Origin of the sequence: Bradyrhizobium sp. BRP23 (assembly GCF_020194135.1) — a bacterium.
GTDB lineage: Bacteria > Pseudomonadota > Alphaproteobacteria > Rhizobiales > Xanthobacteraceae > Bradyrhizobium > Bradyrhizobium yuanmingense.
The window spans coordinates 1-19,542 of record NZ_JADYVW010000001.1; the positions used below are offsets into that span (position 1 = coordinate 1).

Below are 19,542 nucleotides of genomic sequence, written 5' to 3' on the forward strand. Positions count from 1 at the left end.
CCGCCGCCGCCACCTCCCTGCCCGAATGCCGCTCCGGCGGAGGCGGTCGCCAGCACGGCGAGCAGCACCAGACCTGTCCTGCTCATCGACTGTCTCTTGGTGCATCTGTTGAGGTCGAGCATCATCGATCCTGCTGGTAGCCCTGGTTGGTCGTGTTCTGCTTGATGTTGCCGTGGCGGCCCTGGGTATCGAAATTCTCGCGGCCCGGCTCCCGTTCTGTCGGCTCGACGGCCGGATCGGAACCGGGTCCCTTGTTGCTCCGCTGTTCTTCGGGGACTGGAGGCATCTTTGACATGTGCTGCTCCTGTGTCGATGGTTCGCAATGTCGAAATAGAACAATGAGTTGTCGCAGGGGTCGTTCCTGCGCCGATCGCCGCAGCGCGAGACAGGGAACACCGCGCTGCGTCCCGGGTTGATCAGAGGGTGCTGCCGCAGCCCATCCTGCGAGCTCGACAGGGAAACTCTCGACGGGGAAACACATGCCAAAGGCGACTGAACCTGAAACCGATCCGCGAGAGACACCGCTCGACGATCCGCGCCGGAAGACCGATATGCCGACGCACCGGCAGACGGATAAGCCTTGGCAAGGCAATCCCGAGAAGGAACAGATCGATCCGGAACGGCCGCCGCTGGATCTGGAGCGGTGGCAGAAATCGAAGACGCACTAGCAGCGGAGGCCTGCTGGCGTGTCGAGATCGTGAATGACCGGCCGCAGCGGCCCGCCGGAGTGCAGTTCCATCGTTGCCAGCGTAATCGGCAGCTTGAAGCGGCGCTTCCCTGCGCTGCCTGGATTCAGATAGAGCACGCCGTTGACGGTTTCGATCCGCGCGCGGTGGGAATGCCCTGAGACCACGACATCGATCCCGAGCTCGGCAGGATCGATCGTCAGCTCGTTGAGGTCGTGCAGGACGTGGAAGCTGCGGCCGCCGAGGCGCAGCGTTTGTGTTTCGGGAAAGCGTTCAGCCCACGTGCCCCGGTCGACATTTCCCCTGATCGCGGTGACGGGTGCGATGCGGCAAAGCCCGTCCATCACCGCCTGGGCGCCGATGTCGCCGGCGTGGATGATGTGCGAGACGCCGGCGAGGCAGCGCTTCGCCTCGGGCCTCAGCAGTCCATGCGTGTCGGCGATCACCCCAATCCTGAACGTCATGTCAGATCACGGCTTCAGTGCACTACATCCAGCGGCATCCGGCCGATTTCCTCACCATCCTCGTTCGTGACGAGGATCGAGAAGTGGCGGCCCTTAAGCTCGGGACGCTCCTCGAGCAGGCGCCGCGCAATCTCTTCGGCGACATCCAGAGCCTTGATGTCGTCCGGCAAATCGGCACCTCCCTCGTCGGCTACGGTTTCAGAATCCACCAAATCAAAATGATAGCGCGGCAACGTCTGGTCCTCGGGTGTTCCCGCAGGAACGCGCGGTCTCAGGGCTTCGTTCCGGCGCCGGAGCCATCTGCGGTCCGGCGGGCGGGCATCGCCGTCTGTCCTCGGCGCGAGATTGCCGCGGACTCACGCGCGGCGCCGCCGCGTCCTCGCGCGGGGTCTGGAACGGCCAGCCCTCGATGCCGCGAATGCCAGGCCGGCAGCGATCCCGAGCACCACGAGCCCCTTGCTGAGCACAGCGGCCGGCGGAACCTGCTTCCGCACCAGCCAGCCGCCGTCGACGGACGTGCCCTGCGGACCCGCTTCGAGCAAGGTGCCTTCGTTCCTTGCTGCGGGACGCGCGCGCGACAGCAGCCAGCGGAATGCAGCTCCTAGGATATTCTCGGTGATCTCAGGGGCAATCGCATAGGCCAATTGCCCGGCGCGCGCCGGCCACCCCACGGCTACCTCGTCACGCGGCGCGCGGACGAGGCTGACAAAGGTCTGGGCCACGTCCTCGGATTGATACAGGAGCGGACCGGGATCGAGCCTTCGTCCGGAGACGTTGGCGCCGTGGACGAAGCCCGGCGTATCGACGATGGCCGGGAAGACGCCGCAGACATGAATGCCCGGATGAGCCCGGAGTTCCTGACGCAAGCTCGCGGTGAAGCCACGCAGGCCGAACTTGCTGGCGGTATAGGCTGCGGCAAAGGGCGTCGGCGCCCAGCCGCCGAGCGAGATGTTGTTGATCAGGACACCGCGGTTCTGGCGGAGGAAGATCGGAAGCACCGCGAACGCGCCATGCATGGTGCCGAGCAGATTGACCTCGATGGTCCGGCGATGAAGCGCGATATCCGCGTCCTGATAGGCTCCGAACACGCCCGTGCCGGCGTTGTTGATCCAGACGTCGATGCCGCCGAAGGCCTTGTCCGCCGTACCGGCCAGACGCTGCACCGCCTCCGCGTCAGTGACGTCGGTCGGCACGGCCAGGGCCCGGCCTCCGAGCGCCTCGCACTCCGCAGCAAGCCGCATCAAGACCTCGCCGCGACGCGCAGCGAGGACCACGGTCGCGCCGTTGCGGGCAAAGGCCAGCGCCGCGGCACTGCCGATTCCACTGGAGGCGCCGGTGATGACGACGCGGGTGCCGACCATCTGCCCGTGCTCGGGTCCGGAGACGTCCGTAGGGAGCAGCCAGCGCAGGGATCGCCGCAGCCGCGCCATTGCCTGGGTTTCGAACCAGTCGCCATGCGCAAAGATCACCCGTTCCGGAGCCAGCTTCACGAGCCGCTCGGCCGCAGCCCGCACTGAGCGGCCGCCGAGGCGCAGCAACAGCCGCAGATAGATTGGGGCCTTCCCGTCCGGCTTGGCAATGCCGAGCAGGCTCGCCGCGGCTGTATTCGAGGCGCTGAGGTGGTGGGGATCGAGGTTCTGCACGATATCCGTCAGAACCAGCGTCCGGCTCCGCCTGTCGAACAGCTCGACCTCCGAGAACATCGGAGCATTCACCGACACCGTTTCGAGGTCGGCGGCCCATTCCTCCGGCGTCGTGTCTCCAAGCTCGCGATCGACGCGGAGGCCGGCCGCCCGCACCTGCCCGCGCGCCGCAAGGCCGCGCGCAGCAAAGATCGCGGCCTGCGGCAGCTGCCTTTGCCATTCTGGCAGGAACATCCAGTGCGCAATATTCGGCGCCAGCAGGTATCTGATCGTGCCCAGCCGCTCCAGCTCTTGGCGCAAAGCCGGCGAATATCTCACCGGCGAATGCAGCACGAGGTCGCCGTTCGACAGGCGGATGACAGTCATCCGCACGGGCAGTTGCAGGCCGGCGGCGTTGATCGGCTTGTCGTTCACGATCCAGATATCGTCGGTCACCTGCGACAGGCTGGCAGTCGACACACCGGCGTCGGAATTTTGCATGAGCGTCTTTCCATTGCGAGGGCGTTGCACCAAAGCGCGTGGGCGGCGCTCGTTCCTCATCAATGTCTTGGAAAGAACGTCTGGAAATCACATCGCCGCGGTCGTTCGACCTCCTTCGAGCCGCACCCGTAGCGCGTTGCGGGCGTCGGCGATGACATCGACCCAATCGCCCGGCCGTGTTTGATGAAACAGCCGCAGGCTCGGGTACCAGAACGAACGCGCACCGGATTGGGGCCAGCGCCAGTCGCAATCGGCATGCAGCAAGACCCAGGCCTCGCATCCGAGCGCGCCCGCAAGGTGCGCCACCATGGTGTCGACACAGATGACGAGATCGAGCTGCCGCAGGTGATGGCCGAGCGCGACGATGTCAGGCGTGCTGATGTCCCGCGCCCCGATCGCCGCGAGCTCTTCGGTGCTCGTCCCGCGCTGGAGCGAATGGAGCGCGACGCCGGGTCCAGCGAGATTGCGCAGCAAGACGGCCGGAACCTCGCGGCGCTTGTCCCACTCACCGACTTTCCAGACCAGGCCGACGGCCAGCCCTTGTTCTCGCCGAAGCGGCGGAAGAGCAATTGTAGGCAGCGCCAGGTAAGGACCGCGCATCTCGACCTGATCCCGGCGCGCTCTGATGGCGTGCGGCACCTCCATGATCTCGATGTCGACCTCGAAAGCGCTCTCGGGCGCACCATCATGCAGCGGAATGGCGCGATCGACGCCTGCTGCGCCCTCGACCATCGGCAGCAGCTCGGGTTGACACCACAGGGTGACGCTGCGCGCAATCGCGCGAAGCGGCTTCATGAAGCGCAGGAACTGGATGGTGTCGCCGAGTCCGTGATAGCAGCGCACCAGCACGTGCTTATCCCTCAGCTCCTCGCCGCGCCAGATCCGCTGGAGGTGACGCGGGCCAGTGTGCTTTGGCGGATGCGCGATCTCCAGCAAATCACCATCGTTGATGGTCCAGGCGCGTGCGAAATCGCCCGCCCTGATCGCTTCCGCCCAGCCGCCCGCCATGTCGCGCGGTCGCTAATGTCGCACGAACTTGTGGAATCGACTGAGCTTGCCGTCCTTGGTTCGATCCTGATGCAGGAACGCGATGCCGGCTTCATCGAACTTCTCGAAGAACGCATCCCAGCTGATGCGATCCAACGCTTCATCCGGCGGATCGAAATCAATACGCAGGATTCCGGCGTGGCCACCCTCCTCCGTCGCCTTCACGGTCGCCGGCTTCCCGCCGCGTTCTTCGGCCCATTTCTGGATGACGTTGTGATCGGTGGTCTCGTGGGCTTCGCTGTTCTGTGCCTTGGATGTCATGTCACACCTCGTTCACTAGGCGGGCGATGAACGCCGCACCGCATCGAACCATTGGCCGACAAACGCGGGCCGCAGTGATTGGTTCTTCGCGGCAGATACGAAACGGTCCGCGTGAGGCGAGCATCATCTTCTTCATCTTCATCATGAAAGTCGTTCGTTCCGAGCTGGCGGTACGGGACTTTATCCCATGTTAAGCGCGTCGCATTTTGTCGCGATGAATCGGCCCACGGCGTGCCGCTCGCATCTCCTTCCCAGGAACGAACATACCTTCCACACGTTCGCCGACGTACTTACACCGACTCTTGCACCGACGCCGCATGCTTCCGGAGGGCTTCATTCCATGCATTCTCGTCTCCAACACAGGCGCCGCGTGCGCGTCGGACTCGTCGGCGTCGGCAATTGCGCGAGCTCCTTCGTCCAGGGCCTCACCTACTACCGGAACGCCAAGTCGAACGAGCCGGTCCCGGGGCTAATGAACGCGGATCTCGGCGGTTACCATATCAGCGATATCCAGATCGCTTCGGCGTTCGACGTCAACGCCAACAAGGTCGGCCGCGACGTCGCCGATGCGATCTTCGCCTCGCCCAACAACACGCACCGTTTCTCCGACGTCGCGCCGACAGGCGTGATCGTGCAGCGCGGACCGGTCCTGGACGGCATCGGGCATTATCTCACCGACGACGTTCCGATTGCGGACGTGCCGGAGGCCGACGTGTCCGAAGTGCTGGCGATGTCCCGCACCGACGTTCTGGTCTCCTATCTTCCGGTCGGCTCGCAGCGCGCCAGCGAATGGTATGCGGCGCGCGCCATCGAGGCCGGCTGCGGCTACGTCAATTGCATTCCGGTCTTCATCGCCTCCAATCCCGAATGGCGGCGCCGCTTCGAGGAGGCCGGCCTGCCGATCGTCGGCGACGACATCAAGAGCCAGGTCGGTGCCACCATCCTGCATCGCGTGCTCGCTAACCTGTTCCGCGAGCGCGGGGTGCGGCTCGACCGCACCTACCAGCTCAATGTCGGCGGCAACACCGATTTCAAGAACATGCTCGAGCGGGAGCGGCTGGCCTCGAAGAAGATCTCCAAGACCCAGGCCGTGACCAGCCAGTTCGACGTCCCCATGGACCCCGACAACATCCATGTCGGACCGAGCGACCACGTGCCGTGGCTCACCGATCGCAAGCTCGCCTTCATCCGCCTGGAGGGAACGACCTTTGGCGGCGTTCCCCTGAGCGCCGACGTCAAGCTCGAGGTCTGGGACTCCCCGAATTCGGCGGGCGTCGTGATCGACGCGGTGCGCTGTGCCAAGCTCGCCATGGACCGCGGCCAGGCCGGAGCGCTGACCGGCCCTTCGAGCTATTTCATGAAATCGCCGCCGCAGCAGTTCACCGACGAGGAGGCCGGACGGCGGACGCGCGCCTTCATCGACGACAAGGCGTTTGCGTGATGGCTGGGATCATCCATCTCGTCCGCCACGGTCATCATGCCCTGCTCGGCCGCATCCTGTGCGGCCGGATGAAAGGCGTCGCGCTCGACGATCTCGGCTGTGAGGAAATGGCGCGCTGTGCCGGCACCATCGCGGCGCGGCCATCGCTCATTCAGTCCAGCCCGCAACGGCGCTGTATGCAGTCGGCATGCATCCTCGCGGCGCATTTCAGGCTGCCGGTCGAGATCGTTCCTGCCCTCGACGAACTCGATTATGGCGAATGGACCGGGCGATCGTTCGACGAGCTGGCGCCGGATCCCCGATGGTCGCGCTGGAATGGGCGACGCGGCACCAGCCGCCCGCCCGGCGGCGAGAGCATGCGGTCGCTTCAGAACCGCATGGTCGCTCATCTGGAGCAGCTGCGCGGCGACCGCAATCTCGACGCGGTCGTCCTCGTCAGCCACGCCGAGCCGATCCGTGCCGCGCTGCTGCACTATTCGCGCATGCCGCTCGATCAGTTTCTTTCGATCGAGATCGATCCTGCCAGCATCAGCACGCTCCGCGCCGACAGAAGGGGCATGAAGATCACCGGGATCAACCAGCGGGTGCCGGCGTGAAGATCGTCATCTTCGGCCTGACAATCTCGTCTTCCTGGGGCAACGGTCACGCCACCTTGTGGCGCGGCCTCTGCAAGCATCTCGCGCGTTCGGGACACAGCGTCGTCTTCTTCGAGCGCGACGTGCCCTATTATTCCGGTGCCCGGGATCTCTACGAGCTGCCGGGCGGCGCGCTCCGACTGTTCGCGAACTGGGACGATGTGCGGCAGGCGGCAAGCGCGGAGGTCCGTGACGCCGACGTTGCGATCGTGACCTCCTATTGCCCCGATGCGATCGCCGCGACCGAGCTGATCCTTGCTGAGGATCGTGCCGTTCCCGTGTTCTACGACCTCGATACTCCGGTCACGCTGGCAAGGCTCATCGCCGGCGAGGCCGTTCCCTATATCGGCCCGCGCGGCCTGCGGGACTTCGCGCTGGTGCTCAGCTTTACCGGCGGGCCTCACGTTGCGGACGAATTCCGCAACAGGCTCGGCGCGCGCGACACGCGGCCGCTTTATGGGCATGTCGACACAGACATCCACCATCCGGTCGCGCCGCAGCCGCATTATCGCGCCGATTTGTCCTATCTCGGCACCTACTCCGAAGACCGCCAGCACACGCTCGAGGCGCTTTTCGTTGCGCCCGCGCGGGCGCGCCAGGATCTCCGCTTCCTGATCGGCGGCGCGCAGTACCCGGACGATTTCCCATGGTCGCCCAACATTTATTTCGTGCGGCACCTGCCGCCGTCCGAGCACGCGCCGTTCTTTGCCTCATCGCGGCTGACCCTCAACGTCACCCGCCGGGCCATGGCGGAGATGGGCTGGTGCCCGTCCGGCCGGCTGTTCGAGGCCGCGGCCTGCGGTGCCCCGCTGCTGAGCGACGACTGGCCCGGAATAGCGGACTTCTTCGCGCCCGGAGAAGAGATCCTGATCGCACGCGACGAGCACGACGCGCTTGCCGCACTCGCGATGCCGGATGCCGAGCTCAGGCGCATGGCCCTGCGCGCCTATGAGCGCACCATGGACCAGCACACATCCGACAAGCGGGCGCGTGAACTGATCTCGATGCTCGAGCAGATTGCGTCGAGCCGCATCAGCCGGCAACAAATCGAGGAGGCCTGATCATGTGGGGCATCGTTCCGGCCGCGGGCCGCGGCAGCCGTATCCAGCCGCTTGCGTTCTCGAAGGAATTGCTGCCGGTCGGCAGCCGGCATGACGACGGTACCGACCGTCCCTGCGCGGTCTCCGAATATCTGCTGGAGCGCCTCATCCTCGGCGGCGCGGACAAGATCTGCTTCGTGATCTCGCCCGGCAAGTCCGACATCCTCGAATATTTCGGCGACCATTACGGCAGCGCCGAGCTCGCCTATGTGGTGCAGCCCGAAGCCTCCGGCCTGTGCGACGCGGTGTTCAGGGCAAGCACCGTCGTCGGGCGGCACGAAGACGTCATGGTCGGCTTGCCCGACACGGTGTGGTTTCCCAAGGCGGCCCTGCAATCCCTGCCCGAGGCAGACCTCTCGTTCCTGCTGTTCCCGGTCGAGCACCCCGAATTCTTCGATGCGGTGGTGCTGGACGGCGAGCAGGTGACGGAGATCCAGGTCAAGCAGCCGAATGCAGCCTCGCGCTGGATCTGGGGTGCTTTCAAGATGTCGGCCCACGGCTTCCGCCAGCTCCAGGCGCTGTGGCACGCACGCGAACGCCGCGACGAATATTTCGGGACGCTGGTCAATGCGTACCTTTCGGCCGGCGGCAACGGCATCGGGGTCAAGGCCGGCGAATCCTACGTCGATGTCGGCACCATCGACGGCTATCGCACGGCAATGGCCCTGCTCGCCGAGGGCGTCGAGGGCCGTTCCAAGTCGCGGACCCGCGCCTCATCGGACGGGGCCCGGCCGGTCTCAATGAATAACGGAGCGATTGCATGACCAGAGGCGCCCTCTCCCGCGAGGAAATCCGCCAGCGCGTCGATGCGCTGGGGCCATGGTTTCACAATCTCGACCTCAAGGGCGTGCCGACAGCGCCGTCGCACTTTCTCGGCGACTACCCCAATGTGAAGTGGCAGCGCTTCTCCGGCATCATTCCGGACCGGCTCGAAGGCAAGACCGTGCTCGATATCGGCTGCAATGCCGGCTTCTACGCAATGGAGATGAAGCGGCGCGGCGCCGAACGCGTGCTCGGCCTCGACACCGACGAAGAATATCTGGCCCAGGCCCGCTTCGCGGCCGAGGTGAACGGGCTCAGGATCGAATTCCGCAAGATGTCGGCCTATGATGTCGGGCAGCTGCGCGAAAAGTTCGACCTCGTGATCTTCATGGGCGTGCTCTATCATCTGCGACACCCGCTGCTGGCGCTGGACCTGATCCATGAGCACGTCGCCGGCGATCTCCTCCTGTTTCAGTCGATGCTGCGCGGCGACAGCCGGGTCGATGCGATCGAGAAGAATTACGACTTCTGGACTACCGATCAGTTCGATTCCTCCGGCTACCCGAAGCTGCACTTCATCGAGCACAAATATGCCGACGACCCCACCAATTGGTGGGTGCCCAATCGCGCCTGCGTCGAGGCCATGCTGCGCAGCGCCGGCTTTGCCATCGCGGCCCATCCGGAAGAGGAGGTCTATCTGTGCAAGCGCACGACGCGGCCGCAGGTCGACGGGCCGGTTTATCCGTCACGGGAGGCGAGCCGATGATCGAGGCGGCCAAGATCTGGAACGAGCCCAACAACAAGTCGCATTGGGACCTGCTGATCGACCCGGACTGGGCGATGTTCGCGAATCTTGCCCTCGCGGCGGGAAAGGCTATGCGCAGCGCGCATCCGACCTTGCCGCGCGTGCTCGGCGGCATTTCGCCGATCGACCCGTCCTTCATGCGCAGCATGCAGGCGCGCGGCGTGCTCGACCACGTCGACGCCGTCGCCGTGCACGGCTTTCCGCTCGACTGGAATTTATGGCAGATCGGAGAATGGCCGGCCAAGATCGAGGAGATCAAGGCCGTCACCTCGCTCCCGGTCTGGGTGACCGAGGTCGGCGTCTCCTCGTTCGGCGCCGAGGAGGTGCAAGCCTGGGGCCTGTCGCGCACCGCCGACCTTCTGATCGGCCGCGCGCCGCGCATCCACTGGTACAGCCTCTATGATCTCCCTTCGGCCTGGGAGGCGACCACGCGGCACAAGGAGGCCGAGGGGTCCTCCTATTACCGGCATTTCCACATGGGCCTGCTGCGCGAGGATGGAACGCCGAAAGCCGCGGCGGAGCTGTTCGGCCAATACGCCGCCGACATGGGCCTCTGCCAGTGGTTTCATTTCGAGGACCATCGTCTCGATGATGCCGTGCGCTGGATGCGACGGTTCGGCGTGCGGCACTTGCGGACCGGCCTGTCATGGGCCGACAGCTTCCGCCCCAACGCACTGGACTGGTTCGACCGCCAGATGGATGCGCTGGCCGAGTTCGAGATCACTGTGACGTTCTGCTTCACGCCGGAGCACCGCGGTCTCGAACCGCATCACACCAGCCCGCCGCTCGACGTGAACGAGTTCGCCGATTTCTGCGCGCAGATGGTCGAGCGCTATTGCACGAAGACCGGTCTCGCCTCCTCTAGTGGCGTCTCCCCGCCGATCAGGGAGCCGACATGCGTGCCCTGATCCTGGTGATGGATTCCGTCGGAATCGGCGCCGCGCCCGACGCCGCCAATTACGGCGACGAAGGTGCCGACACCATCGGCCACATTGCGGATGCATGCATGGCCGGGCGTGCCAATAGTCCGCAGCGGGAGGGGCCGCTGTGCCTGCCAAATCTCGTGGTGCTCGGCCTCGGCGAGGCCTGCCGCCTTGCGACGGGGCGCGTCCCGCCCGGGCTCGACGGCCGGGTTCAGGGTGCGCGCCATGGATGCGCCAGCGAGATATCGAGGGGCAAGGACACGCCATCCGGCCATTGGGAGATCGCCGGCGTGCCTGTCGCGTTCGACTGGGGCTATTTTCCAAAGATCCAGCCCTGCTTCCCGCGCGATCTCGTAACAAAGCTGTGCGAACAAGCCGGACTGCCCGGCATCCTCGGCAACTGCCACGCCTCCGGCACCGACATCATCGCCGAATTCGGCGAGCGCCACATGCGCAGCGGCGAGCCGATCTGCTACACCTCGGCCGACAGCGTGTTCCAGATCGCGGCGCACGAGGAGACGTTCGGGCTTGAGCGGCTTTACGACGTTTGCACGATCGCGAGACGGCTGGTCGATCCCCTGAACATCGGCCGCGTCATCGCGCGTCCGTTCGTCGGAACGGACGCAGGCAATTTCAAGCGCAGCTCGCACCGGCGCGATTTCTCGGTTCCGCCGCCCGAGCGAACCATCCTCGACCTTGCAGAAACTGCCGGCCGCGACATCGTCACGATCGGCAAGATCGACGACATCTTCGCTCATCGCGGCACCGGGAGAAACCTGCGCGGCGACGGCAATGCAGCGCTGTTCGATGCCACGCTCGATGGGCTTGGAGGCCTTGCAGAAGGCGGGCTTTTGTTCGCCAACTTCATCGATTTCGACACGCTCTACGGCCACCGCCGCGACGTCGCCGGCTACGCAGCGGCGCTCGAAGCTTTCGACGCCCGCCTCCCCGAGCTGCTGAGCCGGCTGCGAAGCGACGATCTCCTCATCATCACCGCCGATCATGGCTGCGATCCGACCTGGAGCGGCACCGATCATACGCGCGAGCAGGTCCCGATCCTGGCGTGGACCGCGCAGTCAACGGCTCCGATCGGCCGACGCGCCGGCTTTGCCGACATCGGCGCGACGGTTGCAAGACATCTCGACCTGCCGGCGCCACTTCATGGCGCGCATTTCTAGCCGGGATTCTAGCTGGGATTCACTTGGGTTATTGATCCAGGTTAGAGAAATTTTCGTTTGTAGGTTTCGCAGGAACGAACATTCCTTGCACCGCTTCTAACTCCCAGACGTGACTGGCGCGCAGGTCGCCCGACCAAGCAAAGGCGCGCTTCAACTCTCATCATCGGCTGGTCCCGAACGGATCGGTCCCATGCGGCACGGAGCGGTGAATGACGCGAGTATTGATTACCGGAGGCGCGGGATTCATCGGTTCGCATACGGCCGACGTGCTGCTTGCGGCTGGCTATGAGGTCCGCCTTCTCGACAATCTCTCTCCGCAGGTCCATGGCGGCAACCGTCAGCGGCCCGCTTATCTCGCGGACGATGCCGAGCTCGTGGTCGGCGACGTCACGGACAGCGTCGCCGTCGAACAGGCCTTGCGCGGCGCCGACATGGTCCTGCATCTCGCCTCCGCCGTCGGCGTCGGCCAGAGCATGTACGACATCGAGCCCTATGTCAGGACGAACGAGCTCGGCACCGCCGTGCTGCTGCAGGCGCTGGCGAAGCGACCGGTCGCACGGCTGGTTGTGGCGTCCTCGATGAGCATCTACGGCGAGGGCCTGTATCGTGATGCCGTCGGCAACGTCGTGGCTTGCGACGAACGACCGATCGGGCAGCTTCGCCAAGGAGAGTGGGAACTGCGGGATCATGCAGGCCATGCGCTCGATCCCGTGCCTACGCCTGAGACCAAGCAGCCGTCTTTGAGCTCGATCTACGCGCTGAACAAATATGCGCAGGAGCGGATGTGCCTGATCACGGGCAAGGCCTACGGCATTCCGACGGTCGGCTTGCGCTTCTTCAACGTGTTCGGTCCGCGGCAAGCGCTGTCGAATCCCTATACCGGGGTGCTGGCCATCTTCGCCGCGCGGCTGCTCAATGGCCGGCCGCCGCTCGTCTTCGAAGACGGCCTGCAGCGGCGCGACTTCGTCCACGTGCACGATGTCGCCCGCGCCTGCCGCATGGCGCTCGAATCCGACCACGCCCAGGACGTCTTCAACGTCGGCTCGGGCCAGAGCCGCACCATTCTGTCGGTAGCCGAGGATCTTGCCCAGGTGATGGGACGGTGCGAAATCGCTGCCGAGATCACACGGAAATACCGTGCTGGCGACATCCGGCACTGCTTCGCCGACATCGGCAAATCACGCGACCTGCTCGGCTTCGAGCCGCATGTCGCGTTCAAGGACGGGCTCGAAGAGCTCGCCGGGTACCTCGCCGACCAGATCGCCGACGATCAGGCGGAGCGGGCGACCCGTGAGCTGCTGCAACGAGGGTTGGTCGCGTGATGAGTGAACAAGACAACAGACCTGTCCTGGTCACCGGCGGCTGCGGCTTCATCGGCTGCAATCTCGCCGACCGTCTGGCCGAGCGCGGCGACCGTGTGCTGGTGCTGGACAATCTCGCCCGCGCCGGCGTGCGCGAGAACGCGCAATGGCTGAAATCCCGGCATGGCGACCGCGTCGCGATCACGGTGGCCGATATCCGCGACCCCATTCCGGTGATCGACGCCGTGCGCGAGGCACGCGCCGTGCTGCACCTCGCGGCCCAGGTCGCCGTCACCGACAGCGTCAGCGATCCCTCGGCCGATTTCGAGATCAACGCCCGTGGCACGCTGAACGTGCTCGAAGCCGTCCGCCTGCACAACGCCTCAGCGCCAGTGATCTTCGCCTCGACCAACAAGGTCTACGGGCGCCTGATCGAGGACAGCGAGATCGCGCTCACCGGCCGTCGCTACACGCCGGTCAACGATCTGCTCGCCGGCGGCATTTCGGAGAACGCGCCGTTGGACTTCTACAGTCCCTATGGATGCTCAAAGGGCACCGCCGATCAATACGTCCACGACTATGCCCGGGTGTTCGGGCTGCAGACCGTGGTGATGCGCATGAGCTGCATCTACGGGCCGCGGCAGTTCGGCACCGAGGACCAGGGCTGGATCGCACACTTCCTGCTCAGCGCCATAAGCGGCAATCCGCTGACGATCTATGGCGATGGCAAGCAGGTCCGCGACGCGCTGCACGTGTCGGACGCTGTGAGCGCCTGGCTCGCGGCGCTCGACCACATCGCGCTGGCGCGCGGGCGCGTCTTCAATCTCGGCGGCGGTCCTGCGAATGCGATCAGCCTGCTCGAGTTGATCGACCGCATCACAGAGCTGACGGGCCGCAAGGTCAGCTATCGCTTTGCGGACTGGCGACCGGGCGATCAGCCCTGGTACGTGACCGACACGCGGGCGCTCGCCACCGCGCTCGGCTGGACGCCGCAAATGCCTCTCGCCGATGGCCTGCGCTCGCTCCACACCTGGCTCGACAGCCGCTTCGGATCACAGAATAGAAGCGAGGCCCTGGCATGACGCGGGTCGCCCTCATCAATCCGAACTGGGATTTTTCGGGCAGCATCTATTTCGGCTGCCGCTCGCCTCACCTGCCGCTCGAGCTCGGCATCTCCCAGCACTATCTGAAGGCGGCCGGCCACGACACGTTGCTGCTCGATGCGCATATGTTCGATCTCTCCCTCGCTGAGATCGAGGCCGAGCTGCGCGCCTTTGATCCCGACCAGATCGTCTTCACCACCGCACCGACCTATCTGTTCTGGCGCTGCGCGCCGCCCGAGCTGCGCGTGCCGCAGCAGCTCGCCATCGCGGTGCGGGACCTTGCGCCGACCCTGATCGCGGTCGGCCCGCATGGTTCGAGTACGCCGAAGACCGCCCTGAGGAAGCTTGGCGTCGATATCGTCGTGATGGGCGAGTGCGAGGCGTCCCTGCTGCGTCTCGCCAATGGCGAGCGAGACTTTCCCGGCCTGTGCTTCGCCGACGGTGCTTCGCTCCGGGTCAATGGCGGCCCGCAGGCGGTCGCGTTCAGCGATCAGCCCGCGCTCGACTGGCCTGACGAGATGATCAGGCGTCACCATCACCACCATCACCGCTTCGAGGCCGCGCCGACCGCACCGGGCGCCGAGGTGGAGGCCTCGCGCGGCTGCCCCTACAACTGCACGTTCTGCGCCAAGGAGAATTTCCGCAACGCCTATCGCAAGCGGCCGCCCGCCGTCATTCTCGACGAAATCGATCGTCTGCGCCGCCATGGCATCGAGTACGTCTACTTCATCGACGAGATCTTTCTTCCCAATCGCGAACTTTTGGAAGGTTTGACGACGCGTGGGCTGAAGTTCGGCGTGCAGACGCGGATCGACCTCTGGAAGCCCGACATGCTCGCCCTGCTCGGGCGCGCCGGCTGCGTCTCGATCGAAGCCGGCATCGAGAGCCTCACCGTGGAAGGGCGCGCGGCCCTCGCCAAGAATTGCAAGATGACGACGGATCAGCTCGCCGACCGGCTGGTCGAAGCTCGCCGCCACGTCCCCTTCGTGCAGGCCAATTTGATCGAGGTGCCCGAGGACGACGATCCCGTGGTGCAGCGCTGGCGCCGCACCATGCAGGATGCCGGCGTCTGGGCCAACGATCCCGTGCCGCTCTACCCCTATCCCGGCTCTCCCGACTACCGCAAGCTCTGGGGCGAGCCCGACGATGTCGCCTGGGAGCGCGCACACCGGCACTATCTCGCGATGTTCGACCAGTTCAGCGACGTGCAGAACGATCGCCCGGTGCCGCTCGACAGCCTCGAACTCCAGGTGGCCTCATGAACCGTGGCGCCGACATCAGGATCATGATGACGACCGACACGGTTGGCGGCGTGTGGACCTATTCCTGCGCCCTCGCCACAAGTCTCGCTGCGTCCGGGGCCGACGTCACGCTGGTGACGCTGGGCCCGCGGGCGCGCGTCGATCAGCGTCAGATGCTGCACGAGACCAGCGTTCACCTGATCGAGACGGACCTCGCACTCGAATGGCAGGACCCGGAGGGCCAAAACGTTTCCGACGCAAGGCGCGTGCTTGCAAACCTTGAAGCCAGATTGATGCCCGACGTTGTGCATCTCAACAGCTTTCGCGAGGCGACCTTTGCATGGCAGGCCCCGACCGTGCTGGTGGCGCATTCCTGCGTGAACTCCTGGGCCTTGGCCTGCCGCGATACCGCCTGGCTTGGCGAGCCCAGATGGCGCCGCTACAGCGAGCGGGTCGCCGCTGCGCTCGACGCGGCGCAGGCCTGGGTCTGTCCGAGCCGGGCCTTCCACGACGACATCACGGCGATCTACCAGCCGCAATCGCGCGGCGCGGTGATCTGGAACGGAATTTCGCCACGCGCCCCGTCTGGGCGAAAGCAGGACCTGATTTTCGCGGCAGGACGGCTGTGGGACCGAGCCAAGAACATCGAAGCGCTCGCCGCCGCCGCTCCTGGGCTGGATTGGCCGGTCGAGGTGGCCGGTCCTATCGAAGCACGCCTGCCAGCGGGTATCACCTGGCTCGGAGAGCTGCCGCACGCGGCGCTGGAGACGCGCCTGCAGCATGCAGCGATCTTCGTCAGCCCCGCACTCTATGAACCGTTCGGTCTCTCGGTGCTGGAAGCCGCCGCCGCCGGCTGCGCGCTGGTCCTCTCTGACGTCCCGACCTTCAGGGAATTGTGGCGCGGCGCCGCCTTGTTCGTCGATCCCGCCGACAGCGAGGCGCTGCACCGGGCTCTGGCAGATCTTTGCGCTGACGAGATGGGCCGCGCAAAGCTGCAGCGGGCCGCCTATGAGCAATCCCTGACCTATTCGCTGACGCGCATGACGAGCGCCTATCTCGGTCTCTACCAGGATCTGATCGCATCGCGCCGGACGAGCGCCGCGGCCAGCCAAATCGAGGTGCGCGCATGAAATGCGTCCTGTTCTATCATGCCTTCACCTCCTGCTGGAACAACGGCAACGCGCATTTCCTGCGAGGCTATGCACGCGAGCTCCATGCGCTTGGGCACGAGGTGGTCGTGTTCGAGCCCATCGACGGCTGGAGCCGCCTGAACGCCATCCGCGAAGGAGGGAGTCATGCGATGGAGGACATTCCCGCCCTCTTCCCCGGCATCGACATCCGCCGCTACGACACGAGCCTCGATCTCGAGCGGGCGCTTGATGGCGCGGATCTCGTCATCGTGCATGAATGGAATTCGCCCGATCTCATCGCGCAGATCGGGCGCAGGCGGGTGCAAGGCGGGTCCTTCACCCTGCTCTTTCACGATACCCATCACCGTGCGGTCAGCGCGCCCGACGAGCTTGCGCAATTCGATCTCGACGGATTCGACGGCGTGCTCGCCTTCGGCGAGGTGCTTCGGCAGATCTATCTGAAGCTCGGCTGGGCAGACCGGGTCTTCACATGGCACGAGGCAGCGGACGTTGCGCTGTATCACCCGTTGCCCCAGGTCGAGCGGACCGACGATCTGGTCTGGATCGGCAATTGGGGCGACGGCGAGCGCAGCGCCGAGCTGAACGAGTTCCTGGTCGAGCCCGTGGCGGAGATGAAGCTCCGCGCCAGCGTCCATGGCGTGCGCTATTCGGATGATGCGCTCCGCACCATCAGGAGCGCAGGCATCCGCTATGGCGGCTGGCTGCCGGCGCATTGGGCCCCCGTCGCCTTCGCGGGCGCGCGCGCGACCATCCATGTGCCGCGCGGGCCTTACGTCGCCCTGCTGCCGGGCATCCCGACCATCCGCGTCTTCGAGGCGCTGGCCTGCGGCATTCCCCTGGTTTCGGCACCCTGGTCGGATGAGGAAGGCCTGTTCCCCGAGGGCGCTTATCTCAGCGTTGGCGATGGCCAACAGATGAAGCATGCGCTTCGGTCCGTCATCGACGATCCGGAATTCTCTGCCGCGATGGTGGAGACCGGCCTGAAGGTCATCAGGGATCGTCATACCTGCCGCCACCGCGCCGAGCAGCTCATCGACATCGTCACCGACCTCAGGGATTCCAGCCGCTCGGCACGGCCTCAGCACGACATCGGAGCCGTCGCATGAAGATCTGCTTCTTCGGATCCAGCCTCGTCTCGTCCTACTGGAACGGCGCTGCCACCTACTACCGTGGCATGCTGAAGGAGATCGCGGCGCTCGGCCACGAGGTCACCTTCTACGAACCCGACGCCTTCGACCGCCAGTCGCATCGCGACATCGACGAGCCGGATTGGGCCAGGGTGGTGGTCTATCCCGCGACCGCCGACGGCTGGCGCAGCTCGCTCGACACAGCCGCACAATCGGCCGACATGCTGGTCAAGGCCAGCGGCGTCGGCGTCTTTGATCTCGAGCTGGAGAACGCCGTCGCCGCGCTGCCCTCGCGGCTGACGCGGATCTATTGGGACGTCGATGCTCCCGCCACGCTCGAGGCGATGGAAAGCGATCCGCAGCATCATCTGCGTCGCGCGATCCCATACTACGACATGGTCCTGACCTATGGCGGCGGCGAGCCCGTCGTCTCCGCGTATCGATCGGTGGGCGCGCGGGACTGCGTGCCGATCTACAACGCGCTCGATCCGGCCACGCATTTTCCGTCGCCGCCCAATCCGCGCTTTGCCTGCGATCTCAGCCTGCTGGCGAACCGCCTGCCCGACCGCGAGAAGCGCGTCGAGCATTTCTTCCTCGACGTTGCACGCCATCTGCCCGGAAAGTCCTTCGTGCTCGGCGGCTCCGGCTGGGACGACAAGGACGCCTCCGCCAATCTGCGCAAGGTCGGCCATGTCGGCACCGCCGATCACAACGCGTTCTTCGGCTCCGGGCTCGCCACGCTCAACGTCAATCGCGACAGCATGGCGCGCTATGGCTTCTCGCCGCCGACACGGGTGTTCGAAGCGATCGGCGCCGGTGCCTGCCTGATCACCGACGAGTGGGCCGGCATCGATCATTTCCTCGAACCCGGCCGCGAGGTGCTGGTCGCCGCCGACGGCGCCGAGGTGGCCGAGCACCTCACCGCGCTCGATCCCGAGCGGGCCCGGTCGATCGCCCGCCGCGCCCGCGCCCGCATTCTCAGCCAGCACACCTACCGGCAGCGCGCCCGCCAGTTCAACGATCTCTTCGTCGCCCACAGTTCCCGAATCGAGGCAGCAGAATGAACCTCTCCATCGTCGTCATCGGTCTTTCGGTCACTTCGTCCTGGGGCAACGGTCATGCCACGACCTACCGCGCCCTGATCGAAGCGCTGGCGCGACGAGGTCACCGCGTCACGTTCCTGGAGCGGGACGTGCCCTGGTATCGCGATCACCGCGACCTGACCAAGCCCTCTGCCTGGACTGTCGAATTGTACCATTCTTCGAAAGATGTTCCGCGCCAGTTCGGCAAGCTGATCCGCGATGCCGATCTGGTGATCATCGGCTCTTATGTTCCTGACGGGATCGCGCTCGCCGAATGGACCACGACGCACGCGAGGGGCATCACCGCGTTCTACGACATCGACACGCCAGTCACTCTGGCGCGGCTCGAGCAAGGCCTCGACTATCTCTCGGCGGCAATGATCCCGCGCTTCGATCTCTATCTGTCGTTCACCGGCGGACCGGTGCCCGGCATGATCGAGCAGAGCTACGGCAGTCCGCTCGCGCGTGTGCTTTACTGCAGCGCAGACGCGGAGATCTACGCGCCGAAGCAGGCGCCGCCGAAATGGGCGCTCGGCTATCTCGGGACCTACAGCGAGGACCGGCAGCCCGTTCTCGAGGAGCTGCTGCTGGCACCGGCGCGCACGCTGCCGAGCGATCAATTCGTCGTCGCCGGTGCGCAATATCCGGACAATATCGCCTGGCCCGCCAACGTTACGCGGATCGAGCACCTCTCGCCGAAGCAGCACCCGGAGTTCTACGCGGCGCAGCGTTTCACGCTGAACGCCACCCGCGCCGACATGAAGGCGCTGGGCTTCTCCCCGAGCGTCCGGCTGTTCGAGGCCGCCGCCTGCGGCACGCCCGTGATCTCGGACCGGTGGCCCGGGATCGAGACGATCTTCGCGCCCTCGAAGGAAATCCTGCTGGCAGCCAGCCCGCGCGAGGTCGTCGAGATCCTGCGCGACATGCCGGAAGAGCAACGGCGCACGATCGCCCACAACGCGCGGCGGCGGGTTCTCGCCGATCACACGCCCGACCATCGCGCACGGCAGCTGGAGACCTATTACGCCGAGGCAGCCGCGCGGCGCCGCCGCAAGACGGCGCCACTCCCCGTCGTTCGCCCCATGCAGGTCGCCCAACTCTGAAAGGCCACG

Annotated in this window: 21 protein-coding genes; 15 read left to right on the forward strand and 6 right to left on the reverse strand. The window is 65.6% G+C overall.

Going from position 1 to position 19,542, the window contains the following annotated elements:
• Positions 1-121 precede the first annotated feature (121 nt).
• The gene (locus I6F24_RS00005; RefSeq protein WP_192893250.1) at positions 122-295 is read right to left on the reverse strand and encodes a hypothetical protein; all 174 of its coding nucleotides are present in this window, start codon (positions 293-295) and stop codon (positions 122-124) included.
• Positions 296-479: 184 nt separating this feature from the next.
• On the opposite strand from I6F24_RS00005, the gene I6F24_RS00010 reads away from it, so the two are divergent.
• Positions 480-668: a hypothetical protein gene (locus I6F24_RS00010; protein ID WP_036005037.1), complete on the forward strand. Its 189-nt coding sequence runs from the start codon at positions 480-482 to the stop codon at positions 666-668.
• Here I6F24_RS00010 and I6F24_RS00015 read toward each other — a convergent pair.
• The 5 genes from I6F24_RS00015 to I6F24_RS00035 all read right to left on the reverse strand — a co-directional run bounded on the left by I6F24_RS00015 (position 665) and on the right by I6F24_RS00035 (position 4,581).
• Positions 665-1,150, reverse strand: coding sequence for a metallophosphoesterase family protein (locus I6F24_RS00015; RefSeq protein WP_225149754.1), 486 nt, complete (start codon positions 1,148-1,150; stop codon positions 665-667). The two genes, I6F24_RS00010 and I6F24_RS00015, sit on opposite strands and share 4 nt — an antisense overlap.
• Positions 1,151-1,164: 14 nt before the next feature.
• Complete coding sequence (locus I6F24_RS00020; RefSeq protein ID WP_057029921.1) at positions 1,165-1,383, reverse strand: hypothetical protein; 219 nt, start codon at positions 1,381-1,383, stop codon at positions 1,165-1,167.
• 123 nt (positions 1,384-1,506) lie between these two features.
• Complete coding sequence (locus tag I6F24_RS00025) at positions 1,507-3,273, reverse strand: SDR family oxidoreductase (RefSeq protein ID WP_225149755.1); 1,767 nt, start codon at positions 3,271-3,273, stop codon at positions 1,507-1,509.
• Between the two features lie 87 nt (positions 3,274-3,360).
• A complete protein-coding gene (locus I6F24_RS00030) occupies positions 3,361-4,281 on the reverse strand; it encodes a hypothetical protein (RefSeq protein WP_225149756.1) in 921 nt (306 codons plus the stop codon).
• Between the two features lie 12 nt (positions 4,282-4,293).
• On the reverse strand, positions 4,294-4,581 hold the full coding sequence (locus tag I6F24_RS00035; RefSeq protein ID WP_057029924.1) for a hypothetical protein: 288 nt from the start codon (positions 4,579-4,581) through the stop codon (positions 4,294-4,296).
• 340 nt (positions 4,582-4,921) lie between these two features.
• Between I6F24_RS00035 and I6F24_RS00040 the strand changes: the two genes are divergently transcribed.
• The 14 genes from I6F24_RS00040 (at position 4,922) to I6F24_RS00105 (ending at position 19,533) form a co-directional block, all read left to right on the forward strand.
• On the forward strand, positions 4,922-6,022 hold the full coding sequence (locus tag I6F24_RS00040; RefSeq protein WP_225149757.1) for an inositol-3-phosphate synthase: 1,101 nt from the start codon (positions 4,922-4,924) through the stop codon (positions 6,020-6,022).
• Positions 6,022-6,618: a histidine phosphatase family protein gene (locus I6F24_RS00045; RefSeq protein ID WP_225149758.1), complete on the forward strand. Its 597-nt coding sequence runs from the start codon at positions 6,022-6,024 to the stop codon at positions 6,616-6,618. The genes I6F24_RS00040 and I6F24_RS00045 overlap by 1 nt, the downstream gene beginning before the upstream one ends.
• Positions 6,615-7,718, forward strand: a complete 1,104-nt coding sequence (locus tag I6F24_RS00050; protein ID WP_225149759.1) for a glycosyltransferase — start codon at positions 6,615-6,617, stop codon at positions 7,716-7,718. The genes I6F24_RS00045 and I6F24_RS00050 overlap by 4 nt, the downstream gene beginning before the upstream one ends.
• A gap of 2 nt (positions 7,719-7,720) precedes the next feature.
• Entirely contained in the window at positions 7,721-8,521 is an 801-nt protein-coding gene (locus tag I6F24_RS00055; RefSeq protein WP_036023674.1) for a nucleotidyltransferase family protein, read from the forward strand.
• Positions 8,518-9,285, forward strand: a complete 768-nt coding sequence (locus tag I6F24_RS00060) for a TIGR04290 family methyltransferase (RefSeq protein ID WP_074448197.1) — start codon at positions 8,518-8,520, stop codon at positions 9,283-9,285. Before I6F24_RS00055 ends, I6F24_RS00060 begins: the two co-directional genes overlap by 4 nt.
• A complete protein-coding gene (locus I6F24_RS00065) occupies positions 9,282-10,232 on the forward strand; it encodes a beta-xylosidase (RefSeq protein ID WP_225149760.1) in 951 nt (316 codons plus the stop codon). The genes I6F24_RS00060 and I6F24_RS00065 overlap by 4 nt, the downstream gene beginning before the upstream one ends.
• On the forward strand, positions 10,220-11,425 hold the full coding sequence (locus tag I6F24_RS00070; RefSeq protein WP_225128989.1) for a phosphopentomutase: 1,206 nt from the start codon (positions 10,220-10,222) through the stop codon (positions 11,423-11,425). Before I6F24_RS00065 ends, I6F24_RS00070 begins: the two co-directional genes overlap by 13 nt.
• Positions 11,426-11,634: 209 nt before the next feature.
• On the forward strand, positions 11,635-12,747 hold the full coding sequence (locus I6F24_RS00075) for an NAD-dependent epimerase/dehydratase family protein (RefSeq protein WP_036023669.1): 1,113 nt from the start codon (positions 11,635-11,637) through the stop codon (positions 12,745-12,747).
• Entirely contained in the window at positions 12,747-13,808 is a 1,062-nt protein-coding gene (locus I6F24_RS00080) for an SDR family NAD(P)-dependent oxidoreductase (protein WP_057029932.1), read from the forward strand. Before I6F24_RS00075 ends, I6F24_RS00080 begins: the two co-directional genes overlap by 1 nt.
• A complete protein-coding gene (locus I6F24_RS00085) occupies positions 13,805-15,091 on the forward strand; it encodes a TIGR04295 family B12-binding domain-containing radical SAM protein (RefSeq protein ID WP_225149761.1) in 1,287 nt (428 codons plus the stop codon). Before I6F24_RS00080 ends, I6F24_RS00085 begins: the two co-directional genes overlap by 4 nt.
• The gene (locus I6F24_RS00090; RefSeq protein ID WP_225149762.1) at positions 15,088-16,200 is read left to right on the forward strand and encodes a glycosyltransferase family 4 protein; all 1,113 of its coding nucleotides are present in this window, start codon (positions 15,088-15,090) and stop codon (positions 16,198-16,200) included. Before I6F24_RS00085 ends, I6F24_RS00090 begins: the two co-directional genes overlap by 4 nt.
• On the forward strand, positions 16,197-17,327 hold the full coding sequence (locus tag I6F24_RS00095) for a glycosyltransferase (protein ID WP_225149763.1): 1,131 nt from the start codon (positions 16,197-16,199) through the stop codon (positions 17,325-17,327). Before I6F24_RS00090 ends, I6F24_RS00095 begins: the two co-directional genes overlap by 4 nt.
• A complete protein-coding gene (locus I6F24_RS00100) occupies positions 17,324-18,412 on the forward strand; it encodes a glycosyltransferase (protein WP_225149764.1) in 1,089 nt (362 codons plus the stop codon). The genes I6F24_RS00095 and I6F24_RS00100 overlap by 4 nt, the downstream gene beginning before the upstream one ends.
• The gene (locus I6F24_RS00105) at positions 18,409-19,533 is read left to right on the forward strand and encodes a glycosyltransferase (protein ID WP_036023657.1); all 1,125 of its coding nucleotides are present in this window, start codon (positions 18,409-18,411) and stop codon (positions 19,531-19,533) included. The genes I6F24_RS00100 and I6F24_RS00105 overlap by 4 nt, the downstream gene beginning before the upstream one ends.
• The last annotated feature ends 9 nt before the right edge of the window (positions 19,534-19,542 follow it).

Excerpts from the sequence above, each read along its gene's own strand:
- I6F24_RS00075 (WP_036023669.1), top strand. The coding sequence starts at position 11,635 with ATGACGCGAGTATTGATTACCGGAGGCGCGGGATTCATCGGTTCGCAT.
- I6F24_RS00090 (WP_225149762.1), top strand. The coding sequence starts at position 15,088 with ATGAACCGTGGCGCCGACATCAGGATCATGATGACGACCGACACGGTT.
- I6F24_RS00055 (WP_036023674.1), top strand. The coding sequence starts at position 7,721 with ATGTGGGGCATCGTTCCGGCCGCGGGCCGCGGCAGCCGTATCCAGCCG.
- I6F24_RS00040 (WP_225149757.1), top strand. The coding sequence starts at position 4,922 with ATGCATTCTCGTCTCCAACACAGGCGCCGCGTGCGCGTCGGACTCGTC.
- I6F24_RS00010 (WP_036005037.1), top strand. The coding sequence starts at position 480 with ATGCCAAAGGCGACTGAACCTGAAACCGATCCGCGAGAGACACCGCTC.
- I6F24_RS00085 (WP_225149761.1), top strand. The coding sequence starts at position 13,805 with ATGACGCGGGTCGCCCTCATCAATCCGAACTGGGATTTTTCGGGCAGC.
- I6F24_RS00095 (WP_225149763.1), top strand. The coding sequence starts at position 16,197 with ATGAAATGCGTCCTGTTCTATCATGCCTTCACCTCCTGCTGGAACAAC.
- I6F24_RS00105 (WP_036023657.1), top strand. The coding sequence starts at position 18,409 with ATGAACCTCTCCATCGTCGTCATCGGTCTTTCGGTCACTTCGTCCTGG.
- I6F24_RS00045 (WP_225149758.1), top strand. The coding sequence starts at position 6,022 with ATGGCTGGGATCATCCATCTCGTCCGCCACGGTCATCATGCCCTGCTC.
- I6F24_RS00035 (WP_057029924.1), bottom strand. The coding sequence starts at position 4,581 with ATGACATCCAAGGCACAGAACAGCGAAGCCCACGAGACCACCGATCAC.
- I6F24_RS00005 (WP_192893250.1), bottom strand. The coding sequence starts at position 295 with ATGTCAAAGATGCCTCCAGTCCCCGAAGAACAGCGGAGCAACAAGGGA.
- I6F24_RS00060 (WP_074448197.1), top strand. The coding sequence starts at position 8,518 with ATGACCAGAGGCGCCCTCTCCCGCGAGGAAATCCGCCAGCGCGTCGAT.
- I6F24_RS00015 (WP_225149754.1), bottom strand. The coding sequence starts at position 1,150 with ATGACGTTCAGGATTGGGGTGATCGCCGACACGCATGGACTGCTGAGG.
- I6F24_RS00100 (WP_225149764.1), top strand. The coding sequence starts at position 17,324 with ATGAAGATCTGCTTCTTCGGATCCAGCCTCGTCTCGTCCTACTGGAAC.
- I6F24_RS00080 (WP_057029932.1), top strand. The coding sequence starts at position 12,747 with ATGAGTGAACAAGACAACAGACCTGTCCTGGTCACCGGCGGCTGCGGC.
- I6F24_RS00065 (WP_225149760.1), top strand. The coding sequence starts at position 9,282 with ATGATCGAGGCGGCCAAGATCTGGAACGAGCCCAACAACAAGTCGCAT.
- I6F24_RS00030 (WP_225149756.1), bottom strand. The coding sequence starts at position 4,281 with ATGGCGGGCGGCTGGGCGGAAGCGATCAGGGCGGGCGATTTCGCACGC.
- I6F24_RS00025 (WP_225149755.1), bottom strand. The coding sequence starts at position 3,273 with ATGCAAAATTCCGACGCCGGTGTGTCGACTGCCAGCCTGTCGCAGGTG.
- I6F24_RS00070 (WP_225128989.1), top strand. The coding sequence starts at position 10,220 with ATGCGTGCCCTGATCCTGGTGATGGATTCCGTCGGAATCGGCGCCGCG.